The 13,964-nt window shown below is 33.7% G+C and carries 9 protein-coding genes; 1 reads left to right on the top strand and 8 read right to left on the bottom strand.

Annotated features, from left to right (window positions below; genetic code table 11):
- Positions 1–27: 27 nt before the first annotated feature.
- From BHE19_RS21290 to BHE19_RS21265, 6 genes are all read right to left on the bottom strand, one after another.
- The gene (locus BHE19_RS21290; protein ID WP_070908767.1) at positions 28–1,059 is read right to left on the bottom strand and encodes a redoxin domain-containing protein; all 1,032 of its coding nucleotides are present in this window, start codon (positions 1,057–1,059) and stop codon (positions 28–30) included.
- A 55-nt stretch (positions 1,060–1,114) separates the two neighbouring features.
- Positions 1,115–2,356 carry an amidohydrolase family protein gene (locus tag BHE19_RS21285; protein ID WP_070908766.1) on the bottom strand — a complete coding sequence of 414 codons (1,242 nt, stop codon included), beginning with the start codon at positions 2,354–2,356 and terminating at the stop codon, positions 1,115–1,117.
- 32 nt (positions 2,357–2,388) lie between these two features.
- Entirely contained in the window at positions 2,389–3,789 is a 1,401-nt protein-coding gene (locus tag BHE19_RS21280; protein ID WP_233431408.1) for a RagB/SusD family nutrient uptake outer membrane protein, read from the bottom strand.
- A 98-nt stretch (positions 3,790–3,887) separates the two neighbouring features.
- Complete coding sequence (locus tag BHE19_RS21275; protein ID WP_233431407.1) at positions 3,888–6,977, bottom strand: SusC/RagA family TonB-linked outer membrane protein; 3,090 nt, start codon at positions 6,975–6,977, stop codon at positions 3,888–3,890.
- Positions 6,978–7,476: 499 nt separating this feature from the next.
- Positions 7,477–8,166: a LytR/AlgR family response regulator transcription factor gene (locus tag BHE19_RS21270; protein WP_017497840.1), complete on the bottom strand. Its 690-nt coding sequence runs from the start codon at positions 8,164–8,166 to the stop codon at positions 7,477–7,479.
- On the bottom strand, positions 8,163–9,185 hold the full coding sequence (locus BHE19_RS21265; protein ID WP_070908809.1) for a sensor histidine kinase: 1,023 nt from the start codon (positions 9,183–9,185) through the stop codon (positions 8,163–8,165). The genes BHE19_RS21270 and BHE19_RS21265 overlap by 4 nt, the downstream gene beginning before the upstream one ends.
- 138 nt (positions 9,186–9,323) lie before the next feature.
- On the opposite strand from BHE19_RS21265, the gene BHE19_RS21260 reads away from it, so the two are divergent.
- A complete protein-coding gene (locus BHE19_RS21260) occupies positions 9,324–11,714 on the top strand; it encodes an outer membrane beta-barrel family protein (protein ID WP_070908763.1) in 2,391 nt (796 codons plus the stop codon).
- Between the two features lie 88 nt (positions 11,715–11,802).
- On the opposite strand, the gene gwsS is transcribed toward BHE19_RS21260, so the two are convergent.
- Together gwsS and BHE19_RS21250 are read right to left on the bottom strand one after the other, a co-directional pair.
- Complete coding sequence (gene gwsS / locus BHE19_RS21255) at positions 11,803–12,876, bottom strand: grasp-with-spasm system SPASM domain peptide maturase (RefSeq protein ID WP_070908762.1); 1,074 nt, start codon at positions 12,874–12,876, stop codon at positions 11,803–11,805.
- A gap of 158 nt (positions 12,877–13,034) precedes the next feature.
- Positions 13,035–13,961, bottom strand: coding sequence for an ATP-grasp domain-containing protein (locus BHE19_RS21250; RefSeq protein ID WP_123923448.1), 927 nt, complete (start codon positions 13,959–13,961; stop codon positions 13,035–13,037).
- Positions 13,962–13,964 lie beyond the last annotated feature (3 nt).

Genomic DNA, 13,964 nt, shown 5'->3' with positions numbered 1-13,964 from the left:
GCTAACCTTTTCTACTTACGAAATAAACTAGTGAACACCAGCTTCTTTTAACCATTTTTTTAATCCTTCATCTGATGGTCTTGGGGCATTTGGATCTACAATATTGCCTTGCGGATCTATCAGGATGAATCTTGGGATACCACTTACTTCATAGGCAGCCTCAAAAGAAGTATCACCATTAGCAAACAATTGTACACCCGTTAATTGAAGATCTCCCACCATTTTTTTCCATTTGTCATGATCTTTTACGCGATCGGTAGAAATACTGACAAATACAATATTCTGATTATGAAATTCTTTTTCAACAGTTTTAAGAAAAGGAATTTCTTTTTTACACGGCCCACACCAGGTGGCCCATAGATCAATATAAACAAACTTACCTTTAAAATCGTCCAGAGAAGTTTTGGAGCCGTCAAAATTCTCATAATTGAAGAATTTTGGCGAAACTTTTCCTTTTGGAAGAATTTCCTCCTGATGTTTTTTTAGGTTGGTAGTTTTGTTATATCTGGCGACACAACTTTTTCTGAATTCTTCAAAATCCTTTTTTTCAAACGCAATGAAAGAAGCATCCAGTCCTTTGGTCTCCGCAATAAGTTTTTGATAACCCGCCACAATTTCATCTATTTTGGTGATAAATTCATCTTTCTCTAATTTAAAAATAGATTTATCAGCAGTCGCTTTTTCAGTATACAGGGCTTTCTTAAATAAATAATTGTTAGGTATAGCTCCCTCCCCTTTGCAAGTCATTGTTTCATCCCATTGTTTGGTGTCAAAAGTAATTTTCAGATTGTAACCATTTTTAAGATAAAAGAAACCTTGTTCTTTACCATCAAATAATCCATAGTAACCTTCTTTTACGCTAAGTGTATCAGAAAAAGTCCCGTCTTTCTTAACGTTAATTTTTTTAAGTGGAGTTCTGTTCTTAAAAACAAGTAAAGAATCTGAATTTTTATCTGTAATTTTTCCGGACAAAGTCACATAGTCTTTTGTGCTTTTCTGTGCAAAACAATTTAAACTAAGAATAAGAACTATAATTCTTAAACAATACCATTTCTTCATTAGATTTTTCTTTTAAACTTTATTATACATTTCTTTTTTAAGGAGTTCCGGAAAATTATTCTTTCTTATAAATAATTCCGGACTTCACGGTCATAAAACCGTCTTTTAGATTTTCAATATTTTGTACAGGATCAGAATTGGTTATATAAAGATCTGCGCGTTTACCAACAGCTATGACACCTCTGTCTTCTACCCCAATGCTCTCTGCTCCAATTTTAGTAGCACTTATCAGAACATCTTTATTTGTAAAACCACAGCTGTCTGTCAATATCTTTATCTCTTTGAATAACGGAACAATATTATCTTTTTCGAATAAATAAGGCCAATCTGTTCCTGTAGAAACCTTAACTCCAAGTTCATGAGCTCTTTTAGTTATTTTCATCCCATCAAAAAGTTTATTGTTGTTTCCCATGTAATTGGTTGCATCCAGTATCACATTGTTTGCTTTCATCAGGAGTAACAACTTGTCCATTTTTGTAGTATCGATGGCTGGTATTTTTTTCGAGTGATCCATTTTCCCTGAAGAAAATCCATAGGGTATATCAAAGGCATGCGACATCGAATTTACTTTGGCAGCAGCAACATCTGTTGGTGTGGCAGGGAATACTGCTGCATGGCTCCAACTCTGTAATCCCTGTTTTTTTGCTTTTTTTACAATCTTTCTAATCATGCGGGCACTTAAATCATTATATATCTTTATTCCGGTTACACCTGCCCCTTTTGCTTCTGCCACGACCATTTTAATATTTGTGGTATCAGTAATAGTACGTTGCCATGGGGTATCTTTTTCTGTAGTATACTTTCTCATCGAATTAAAATAATCTGGTCCTGCAAACTGAGCTGCATAAAAAATGGAAGGCGCCGGCAGTTGATTCAGGGTACTCACTTGTTTGTAATCGGCAAGAATAATTGCATTTCCTGTCATATCCCTAACCGTTGTTATACCGGCATAAATCATTTTAGAAAGCTGATCCTCCATGTATTTATTACTCTTTTCTCTAGTGAGATTAGGAGCTGTTGCCAGATGAACGTGTGTATCTATTAATCCGGGCATAACATATTTCCTGGTGATGTCAATTATTGTTGCTTCCGGATATACACTAAAATTATCCGTATACAAGATATCAGCAATTTGATTCCCCTTAATGATGATACTGCCTGTCTTTAAGTCAAATTTATCGTCAAAAATAAACCCGTTCTTTAGTATTGTTACTTTTATGTCTACCTTCTTTTGTGAGTATCCAGTTATTAGGTTAAATAACGAAAACAAAAAGATTAGGGTCAATTTTTTTTTCATATAAGAGAGTTTTATAATATTAGAAAACAGATTTAGTATCCCGGATTTTGTGCAATGCCGGAACGATCAATTTCAGTCTGTGGGATAGGCAATGCAAATCGATTAGCATTCACTGATAAACCGGTACCGTCTGCTCTTTTAAAACCTAACCCAAGTCTTTTAAGATCGGTAAATCTAAAGCCTTCAAAGGCTAATTCTCTTCTTCTCTCATTTAGAACTTCTTTACCCAGATCGGCTCCAGAGTAATCTCCTAACCCTCTGGCATTTCTCAATTTATTGAGGTTATTTAATGCTGATGCATTGTCACTGCCCCGTAAGTACGATTCTGCCAATATTAAGTATAGTTCAGGTACTCTCATTAGTTTTAAATCTATATTACCGGGATCTGATGCCGAGGCATTTGTTGTTCGGGTTCCAGCTTGTTTTTTAGGATAATAACTGTTTGCAATAGTAGGATGATTTTTAAAATATACTGTAAATCGTAAATCTTTAGTTTTGTCGTAAAGATTGATTAAATCGGTCGATACTAAATAGGGATAACTTGAAAGAACCGGTATGGCAAAAAGTGCCGCATTTTGTCCCATTTCAGTATTTTCAAAACGTATTCTGAAAATAATTTCACCGGAATCATCCTTATCCCATTCCTTTTGCAAAGCAGCCAGCGTGTTATCCAATTTATATCTGGCATCTGCTAATGCCAAATTACTATATACGATTGCATTTTTGTAATCGGCTGTCTCGTGACTTACACGGGCCAACAATGCATAAATAGCTGTTTTAGAGATTCTATAGGAGTTAACTGTATTGGTAGCTAAAGCTGCTGCTTCATTCAGATCAGCCTGAATAAACTGAATTACTTCAGCTGTAGTGTTTCTGGGTTTTACATCTAATAATTTATCTGTTTCAAATCGATAAGGTACTGACAAAGCCTTTTTATCAATAGAATAAGCAGGAGAATAAAAGCGGTATAAATTGTAATACAATAGGGCTCTAATACCTAACGCTTCTCCCAAAAAAGCATTTTTATTAGGTAGCGAACTGGCTCTTGCCATTTTTATAATCGTATTCACACTATTAATGGCCTGATAGGAAATTCTCCAAAATCCCTCCACATTACCGGTTGTACTATTGTATGCCAGTGGATAGATGTTCCCTGAACTATTATCAAAACTGAAGTCTTTTGAATTTGAAGAACCTAAAAGATCGTCACTAATAGCTTCCGGAATAGTATAAATTCCAAAATAATACCCGTAGAAATCTTGTTTCATAACGGCGTAAACGCCGTCTAAGGCACTTCTGAAACCGCCTTCTGTCTGAAAAAGTGTTTCCGGAGCCAATTGATCCAGAGGTTCTTTGTTGATAATATCATTAGAGCAGCTGCTAAAAAAAGTAACTATCACTGCCGAAAAAAATAATTTTATATTTGTCTTCATATGTTGTTCTTCATTTTTTTTCTGTTGAATAAATATTCTTTTATCATTATTGTTAGCGGATAAGCTTTTATAACAATATATTTTGTGTGTTGTTTTTATTAGAAACTAGCATTAAGTCCCAGAGAATATGCTCTCACAATGGATGAAGAAAGTCCAATGCCTCCAGCCGCAGTGGCATATTCCGGATCAATATAGGTTACAGCCGTTTTGGTAAAAAGATTTTGTCCCTGAACATAAATTCTAAGATTTTCAATCCCCGTTTTCTCTAAAACACTTTTCTGAAGTGTATATCCCAGAGCAACGTTTTTCAATTTAATATAACTGGCATTCTCTAAAAACTGAGTAGAATATCTGTAATCTGATTCCAGTAATGCATTAGGGTTGGCAGTATTTACCTGTCTGACAGCTAAATTTGACTGATCACCAGGGCTTTTCCATGCATTAAGCACAGCTGTACTTTGATTATACCCCGGATTGTTATATAAGTTATAGATTCCTTCATTCAAAACATAATGACCTCCTGCATAAGAGATCAAAACCGACAGGTCAAGTTGTTTGTATCTGAACGTATTGGTTAGACCTCCATAATATTTAGGCATAGCAGTTTTGTTGCTAACCTGTCTCATAGTAGTAATTGCTGTTAGGTTGCTTGTTGTTTTATTGGTATTGTAATCCACTAGCGTTCCATCCTGAGTTCTGTACTGATTAAAACCTGTGACCGGATTAACACCAGCCCAATCTGCAATATAAAAAGATCGTATAGCACTTCCTTCCTGGAATACGGTAGATCCCGAATTAGAAAGAATATCCTTTTTGTCTGACAAGGCCAAAACGGTTCCCTTGTTCAATGCAATATTAAAATCAGTAGTCCAGTTAAAATCTTTGCCTTTTAAATTTACCGTGTGAAGACTAATCTCAACGCCTTCATTTCTAAAATTTCCGATATTAGAGATCAACTCTTTAAAACCTGAAGTTAACGGAATTGGCTTATTATTTAATAGATCTCTGGTATCTCTGATATAATAATCAACAGTTCCGGAAATACGATTATTAAACAATCCGTAATCGATACCAAAGTTCTTATTATAATTCTTTTCCCAAGTTAAATTTGGATTTTCTCCCCGTGACAGATATGGCACGGTACTACCTGCATAAATGTTTTGACTAGAGTAACTATATAAGGATTGGGAAGCAAAATCTCCAATAAAGTCATTTCCGGAAGTACCAATACTGGCTCGTAATTTTAAAGAACTAATCGTTTTATTATCTTGAAATAAATCTTTATGAGCATTCCATGAAGTACCTAAAGACCAGAAATTTGCATATTTGTTGTTCGCTCCAAAACGGGAAGAACCATCTCTTCTAAAAGATAATGACAGGTTATAAGTGTTATCAAAGTTATAATTTAGTCGTGAAAAATAGGACAACGAACCCGCTTGTGATTTTTGTTGTGTAACTGAAGTGACGTTTTTTGCCGCACTCACTATTTGTATGGCATCGGAGTTAAAAGTATTAGCCAAAATATTAAGACTATTGGTTTCGTATTCATTAACTTCATTGCCCAGTACCAAATCAAAACTATGTTTTAGAAACTTCTTTGCTATAGTAGCCGTTAGTGTTCCCGTATAATTATTATTATCACCATTAGTAATACTTAATGTTCCCCCTTTTACAATTACATTTTCATAATTACTGTTTTTTGAGTTGTTATAGTTAGCCCCTAAAACCCCATTCAGAATCAGCCATTTGAAAGGTGTATAAGTTAAATTTACGCTTCCTCCAATATTTTTTCGAATGGCATTTGTATTTGTATTCTCTCTGATAAATAATGGATTGTATGAAACTCCGGAAGAACTGGCAATATCCAGAAGTCTTAACGGATTTCCTTTATCATCACGGACAGTTAACCAAGGATTTAGTAAGAATGAATTTGAAAAAGGAGATCCAACGGTGCGTCCGTCCTGCTCATTTACATTACTAAAGTTTCCTGAAAATCCTACTTTTAATTTCTTTCCCAAATCAAGATCAACACGAGTTGATGCGGTATATCTCTTATAATGACCGCCAAAAATATTATTGACATTATTATACGTTACAGAAGTATAATAATTGGCTTTATCTGAACCTCCGGAAAAAGAGATATCATTTTCCCTATTTATTTCATTCTTTAAAAGTAAATCTGCCCAATTTACGTTATTACCTAATGCTCTTCTGCTTTGAAGTAATGCCGGATTTGCTTTGTAATAACCCATTGATTCTTCAAAATCTAATTTTTGGGATCCATTCATTAAACTGTTCGTAAAGGATTGGTCAGCTGTTTTAATACCAAGTCTTGTGTTAAAAGTCACCTGTAATTTGCTGTTTCTATTTCCTCTTTTTGTAGTTATCATTATCACTCCATTGGTTCCTTTAGATCCGTAAATAGAGGTTGATGCCGCATCTTTTAAAACACTAATCTCCTGTATATCTGCAGCATTTAAGGCAAAAGCACCTAATCCTGATCTGGGCATCTGCACACCATCTACAACTATCAGAGGGTCTGTGCTGGCGCTTATCGAACCAATACCTCTTAGCAAAATCGAAGGTGGTGCATCCGGCGACATAAAACTCTCCTGAACAAACAAGCCCGGAACGACTCCAATAAGAGCATCTGCAAAAGATACATTTTGCGTATTCTTTAATACTTTGGTATCCAATTTTGTTACAGCTCCTGTAATTTTGTCGCGAGACATCTTGCCATAACCTACCAGAACAAGCTCATCCAGTTTATTGGTACTGGGTTCAAGAATAACATTAAGTAAAACCTGATTGGTAATCTTAATCGTTTTAGTTTCAAAACCTACAAAACTAAAACTTACTACATCACCTTCATTTACAGCAATTTCATATTTACCATCAAAATTAGTAACTGTTCCCTGTTTACTGCCATTTACTGAAACTGTAACTCCGGTCAAAGGCATGCCTTTATTGTCTTTTACGACACCCTGAACCTTCTTCTGGTCTGTACTTTTTCCCATAAGGCCATAAAGGGGAAGCTTTTTTAAAATTTTAATATTCCGATCATAGTTTCCGGATTGAGCATCGCATATTGAAGCAATAATTAAAAATGCGGTTAGTTTAACCTTCAAAGTTTGTTTTAAATAAAATAGAGATGCCGTTCGGGCTTTCATTATAGTCATTTTCTTCATACTATATACAATTAATGGTTTTGGTTAGCCAGGGAAATTGATCGTATAAGAATAAAAGAATCATTTAAGTTCTTTCTTCTTATTATCTTAAAACAAAAGTTGTGGTATTTAAATAGCAAATGCCATTATACAATTCGAACAAATACTGTAAATAAATTGCATTTTGGTTTCTAATGTATCAACAAAAAATTGGGGTATAGTTTCCTGCTAAAGTGGTATTTTCAGGGTGTTGTGGCAACAATTACTATTCTTCACAAAGAAAAAAAATTGATGGCGTACAAAAATTTTGTTTTTATGACTTTTTCTCTTCGTAATTGTGCCAAATGTATAGGATAAAATCCCGAGATTAATTTCAAAAGAAACAACTGGTATCTCCCAAGAAACAATCGGTGTATTCTTACAAATAAAAGCATAAAAAAACCTGTGAATTTGGTTCACAGGTTTTAAGATTAATTGTTGTTCGTTTATATAAAGTGCCTCAATTGTAGTTTTCAGACCATTAACTCAGCCAGTCACTCACCAGTTTCCGATAAGTTTCCCCAATAGGAAGCTGTTCCCCACTGGTCAATTGTATCTGATTGCCTTCGATTACTTTTATTTTACTTTTTGGAATAATGTACGATCGATGAATACGAACAAATTGATTTAGGGGAAGTTTTTCAAGGATATCTTTCATGTTTTCCAAAACCATAATTTTTTCGCCTTTGGTGTGAATTCTGATGTAGTCTTTGAGTCCTTCAATATAAAGAATATTTTCGGTGGCTATTTTATGGTGCTTTCTATCGGCTTTTACAAACAGAAAATCATCGGTTTGCTGGTTTTGCATGGTTTCCTGCCAGCGGATAAATTTCTCAACACTCTGATAAAAACGATTAAAAACGATTGGTTTGAGTAAATAATCTATAACATGAAACTGAAAAACATCTAAAGCATAATCCGGATACGCAGAGGTGATGATGAAATTGTGCTTCTGATTGAACATCTGCATCAATTCTATTCCGGTTAATTGTGGCATCTGAATGTCGATAAACACCAGATCAACAACTTCATTATTTAAGATTTCAATGGCTTTAAAAACATCTGAATCAGCATATAAAACATTTAATCTCGGGACCTTAGAAGCATAGTCGGCCATTAGTTTTACTGCAAAAGGTTCGTCGTCTAATATAATACAATTTATTTTTTTCATTTTAATTCTATTTCAAGTTCAGCTGTAAACTGGTTGTTTTGATTGACTACTTTTATTTGATGTTTCTGCGGATAATGAATTTCCAGCCTCTTTCTCAAATTATTTAATCCAATACCTCCTAACTTGTCTTTCTTTTGCACAGCAATATCGTTGACTACTTTAAAATTAAGCTTCTTATCTTCTAAGCGTAACTCGATTAAAATTGGTTTTTCGTTGGATGTTACGCCATGTTTTAAAGCATTTTCAATTAAAGGCGACAAGATATAAGGCGGAATTTCTTCGGAACTATTTTGAGTTTCAATTCTGAAATCAATAAAAGCACTGTCCTGATGTCTTAATTGTTCGAGTTCGATATAGGCTTTTATATAATCTATTTCATCTGCCAGTTTTATCTTTTCTTTTTGAGATTCATAGGTGGTAAAACGCATGATCTGGCTTAATTTTTCGATTGCCATCAACGATTTATCGGATTGAAAATACACCATCGAATAGATATTATTCAGGGTATTAAAGATAAAATGCGGATTGATCTGTGCTTTCAAAAATTTGATTTCGGTGTTTTTACTTTCTTCCAGAATAACCTGATTATACTCCAGCAAACGAATAAAATAAATTACAAACCAAAGCAATGAACTAAGAATAACAGTCATGCTGCTGTAATGCAGATTGTCTTCCATATAATTAAAAAAAGTTGGATTAATGTAATTGATTCTATGAAATAAAACTTGACTTATCTCCTGCTCCAACAGCCATCGTAAGGCTGTAAAAAACAAGTACGAAACCAATACTCCGGCAAAAAATCTTTTCCATTGAAAGGATTTAAAAACCAGTCTCATCACCACGAAATAATGAAAATAAAAGGTTAGTACAAACACAATCATATACGTACACAGGAACAGATCCGGAGTGTAATTTTTGGCCTGGATTAGATTTTTAACAAAGGTGAAATACCCCATCAAAAGCCAATATATGATGTGAGTGAATACTTCTACTTTTTTTGACAATGTTCCTTTATACATCTTTTTGTTTTTTTCAAAGATATGCATTCATAAAAAAGTCCAAAACAGGGTTTGTAGATTAATCGCGGGGGTTTGTCGATAAAAGTAGTTTTAGGCATTTTTTCAGCGCAGTTTTGCAGCGTAATTAATCTAAAAACCATGAAAAATAGTAGTCTTTTAATACTTGCCTTTTTATTTCAAACGTATTCTTTTGCTCAGCAATATGAACTTAAGGGAAAAGTGATCAATCAAAATAAAGCAGCTGTTGAATTCATCATCGGCAGTTTATTCAATCCTCAAAAAACTTTAACTGCTCAGGCCTCAACCGACAGTTTGGGGAGTTTTGTTGTGAAGGTTCCAAAAGGAAATTACCGTTTGATATTGGAACAATTTGGCACAGAATATATGAATCGCGAAATTACAATTGATCACAATACGGACCTGGGTATCATTGAAATTAAAGAATCAGTACAGCTGGAAGGTGTAACGCTGAAATCAAGAAAAAAACTAATCGAACAAAAAGTGGACCGACTTGTTTTTAACGTCGAAAATTCTGTAACAGCTACCGGAGGAACCGCTTTAGATGCTTTAAAAGCGACGCCTACCGTAAGGGTTCAAAACGAGGTTGTTTCGATTGTGGGTAAAGGAGAAATTTTAGTAATGATTGACGATCGTTTGCAAAGAATGCCTCAGGAAGATCTGGCGGCATTTCTGAAATCAATTCCGTCTGATAATATTAAAAGTATTGAAGTGATTACAACTCCGCCAGCAAAATATGATGCGGAAGGCAATAGTGGTCTTATTAATATCAAATTGAAAACGGCAAAAGCCAATTCGTGGAATGCTAATCTTGGAACTTCTTACACCCAAAAAACATACGCAAGTGGTAATATGAACGGGTTGTTTACGTACAATCATGATAAACTCTCTGCTCAGGCTTCGGTAAGCAAAGGAAAACAAAAATTACTGACAACTTCTGAAAGTACTATTTTTTACAAAGACGAAACTTGGAAACAGGAAGTTAAAAACAAATCGACAGCCGATGTTTTAAGTTTAGGCCTTGGTCTTGATTATAAAGTAACCGAAAAATGGGGTACCGGACTTAAATATCTGGGCAGTTTTACGGATAAAGTAAATGCAAACAATCCTTTTACTACTATTTATGATAATGCAAACGGAATGACGGATTCCTATATCGCTTCGAATGCCAATGCTAAAAATAATCCGAAAATGAATGCCGTTAACTTTCATAATTCGATTGCATTAGACAGTTTAGGAAAAAACATTTCGATGGATTTGGATTATTTTGATTACAACAAAAAAGATCATCGTTTCTTTTCAGGAAATGAACTGGACCGCAATCAAAATAATATCCCCGGAGGTTTCTTTTCTTCGACAAATTCAAATGTCAATGCCATCAAAAATTATTCGGCCAATATTGACGTTTCTTTACCGTACGACTGGGCAAATCTTAGTTTTGGCGCGAAAACGTTCCATACCAATACAAACAACAATCTGATCGTATACGATAACGAAACCGGAACTCCGGTTTTCAACACCAATCAGTCCAATGTTTTCAATTATAAAGAGTACAATCAGGCTTTGTATTTCTCCGGAAGTAAAAAAATAAATTCAAAATGGGAAACTCAAATTGGTTTACGAATCGAAGCAACTCAAACCAAAGGGTATTCTGAAAATTTGAATCAAACGAACACTAACAATTACATCAAATTATTTCCAACAGCTTACCTGACTTATGTTCCAAACGAAAACAATTCTTTTTCCTTAAACTACAGCCGAAGAATCCGCAGACCTGATTTTGATTATTTGAATCCTTTTGTCATTAAAACAAGTCCGTATTATTACTCCGAAGGCAATCCATATTTAAAGCCTTCATTAATTGATAATTTTGAGTTTTCGTTTATCCGAAATCAAAAATGGGTAAGTTCCGTTTATTTCTCTCAGGTTTCCGATTTTGGACAGGAATTATCGATCATCGATCCGAGTACAAATGTTACCAGAAACACACCTTTAAACTATGCTAATACTTACCAAATTGGACTTTCGACTTCTTATAATTTCAACAAATGGTCATGGTGGAACAGCTTTACCGGATTCAATTTAAACTATCAGAATGTAAAATCAAAAACCGCTTTTATTCAGTCAATCGATGGTTATAACGGATACCTTTACAGCAATAATGATTTTACCATCAACAGCAACAAAACCTTATTTCTTGGCTTAAATTATGGTTTACAGCTGCCTGGCCGTTATCAGATCTTTAATATCTCGACTTTGAATATTCTTGACATCTCTGTTAAGCTGTTAACGTTCAATAAAAATCTTTCGGTTACCATCATTGGCGAAGATTTACTGAACGCACAAAAACCATTGATTTCTTATGATTCCAACCAGATTAAAACCAATGTAAAAAGCTATTCAGACACAAGAGGTTTCAGAATTTCATTGAGTTATAAATTCGGAAACCAAAGTATCAAATCAAAACAACGCGATTTCGGTAATGAAGAAGAAAGAAGTAGAGCAAACTAATCGTCATTCTAATTGAATACAAAGCTTCAGATTTCTCTGAAGCTTTGTATGTTAGTTTTTAAACTAAAAAAATATTCCGCTTAACAGACTATACTTTCATACCATAAAATTCAATACCTTTTTGTTTTAAAGGATTAGTACTCCACTCCGACCATTTATTGTTGTAAGGATCATAACCGCACTTTAAAGGTTTTGAGTACATATCATCAGGCTCTTCGATATAGGCACGACAATCTGTACAAATATGTCTAAACTCACAATCTTTGCAAATCGCTATTTGGTCTTTGGTAATATTCCAGTATTTTTTAAAGTTTTTGTGATGCAATACCTTCTCCAAGGTTGTGTCTTTTATATTACCAAAACTTAATGACATTGAGGGACAATTTTTTATATTGCCCTCTTTATCGATAGAGAGTTTTTTGTTTAAGCAGGTGTTATAGTGCTGTGATTCGCTAAAAAGTTTAATGTTTGAATAGAAATATTCGTTATTTATTATTCCGCAATGTTTTTCATTCATTACATTTCTTTTTACCAGCGTTAAATAACCCATTTTTTGATTCAGGGAATTGTAACTTTTGTCATATGGTGAATTAAAAATGATAATAGAATGTATTCTTTTATTATCTAAAAGTATTCTGTTTACTTCATCGAAATCAAAACTTTCACTATAGGGTACTATAAAGTCAATTGAAACAATTCGGGATTTTTCCTTCCTTAAGGTTTCAACGATACTTTTTATACAGGCAAGACTCACATGTTTATAAAATCGCAGCTGAATATAAGAACATTTTAAGGTTTCAAATTGAGGAACCAGAGTATTAAAGTCATGAATAATGTCATCATAATCTATAATGATATTGGTTATAAGAGAAGGAGAATCCCAATGGGTACTCATTTTAGGAAATAAGTCCGGATTTGAGCTAAAAAAGATAAGTTTGTTAGCAATCAAAAAATCAAAATAGTCGTCAATTATTTCATCATATTGATGTTTAAAATCGTTTTTTATCTCTTCAATCGTTTTACCATTATAGGCTTCCAAAATATCATATAAACCATTTGGAATAAAATAAAAATTATTATTCTTAGTGTCACAAATAATGCTTCTGCTACTTCCTTTGACAGGAATACAATCTGCAAAAAGTACAAAATTAGTGGGTTTCAAATTAGATTATTTTAGAGATAGGTTTGACGAAAGGTTTAGAGATATTTTTGGAGTTTTGGTAAGCCTGAATAGTAATCAGATTATTTTTAAACCCCGTTTGAGGTTGAGTTTCTCTCTCCACTTTCGATTTTAAACCGTTAAAAATATTGATAGGCATTTTATTTTTCATTCTTCAAAATATCTGCTAGTTTGTTCTCTAAGTAATAGTTACAGGCATTATTAATAAAACTTATCTGGCCTGTTGGGTTTATTTCAAGAAAGTAGTATTCGTCTATACAATACATCAGATCTGCCGAACCATAATTTAGATTAAATTTTTCAAAAACCTTTGCAAGTTTTTCTTCAATGTCGGCAGGCAATTTAAATGGAACCATTCTAATATTATGCATTTCTACAAATTTAGTTCTGATGTCTATGGCATGGTCAAAATTGTGAATTGCGGTAGAATAAAAGTTACCATCTATGTAAATAACTCGAATTTCGAAATCGGCTATAATCCTTTCCTGAAAAAATGAGATCGCAAATTCATCAGGCGTTTTGTCCAGAATTTCAGCTGTTATTTGAAAAGTTACATTAAAATTATACAAAAACTCTTCGTCCTGATAATAAAGTATATCCAGGATTCTTTTTGAAATTATACCATTTTTAGTATCAAATGCAGCATAAAAATCTTTTAGTTTTTCTTTGCTTCCGCTAATTAACGTATGCGGGATTTTGAGCCCTTGTGCTTTTGCTTCGAGCATCATATCAAGGCGATTGGTTTCAAAATCAGCTATTCTTTTTCCAATTTTTCTCACCGGCTTTTGTAACACAAAAGCATCATTGAGAACTTCATAACATTTATTTTCGTAATTGCTCTCCCCTGAATTAATGCCCCCACCATTAAACCAGATACTTTGAACCTCTTCTAATTCTATATTTTCTAAATAAGATGTTTTTAAAGTGTAAGAACTTTTTTCATTACTAAAATTCATGCTTTCAATTACAGCTTTATCAGATTCTCCTATTCTTACAAAATCCTGATCCAAACAATCCATCACATTGTTTACAAAATCGTCTACATCTTTACTGTATATCAAAATCATAAA

Origin of the sequence: Flavobacterium tructae, assembly GCF_001853485.1 — a bacterium.
Classification (GTDB): Bacteria; Bacteroidota; Bacteroidia; order Flavobacteriales; family Flavobacteriaceae; genus Flavobacterium; species Flavobacterium tructae.
The sequence above is the reverse complement of the archived record's forward strand: the minus strand, read 5'-3'. Positions and strand labels throughout refer to the sequence as shown.

Coding starts and splice junctions, on each gene's coding strand:
- BHE19_RS21290 (WP_070908767.1), bottom strand. CDS start 1,059: ATGAAGAAATGGTATTGTTTAAGAATTATAGTTCTTATTCTTAGTTTA.
- BHE19_RS21285 (WP_070908766.1), bottom strand. CDS start 2,356: ATGAAAAAAAAATTGACCCTAATCTTTTTGTTTTCGTTATTTAACCTA.
- BHE19_RS21280 (WP_233431408.1), bottom strand. CDS start 3,789: ATGAAGACAAATATAAAATTATTTTTTTCGGCAGTGATAGTTACTTTT.
- BHE19_RS21275 (WP_233431407.1), bottom strand. CDS start 6,977: ATGAAGAAAATGACTATAATGAAAGCCCGAACGGCATCTCTATTTTAT.
- BHE19_RS21270 (WP_017497840.1), bottom strand. CDS start 8,166: ATGAAAAAAATAAATTGTATTATATTAGACGACGAACCTTTTGCAGTA.
- BHE19_RS21265 (WP_070908809.1), bottom strand. CDS start 9,185: ATGTATAAAGGAACATTGTCAAAAAAAGTAGAAGTATTCACTCACATC.
- BHE19_RS21260 (WP_070908763.1), top strand. CDS start 9,324: ATGAAAAATAGTAGTCTTTTAATACTTGCCTTTTTATTTCAAACGTAT.
- BHE19_RS21250 (WP_123923448.1), bottom strand. CDS start 13,961: ATGATTTTGATATACAGTAAAGATGTAGACGATTTTGTAAACAATGTG.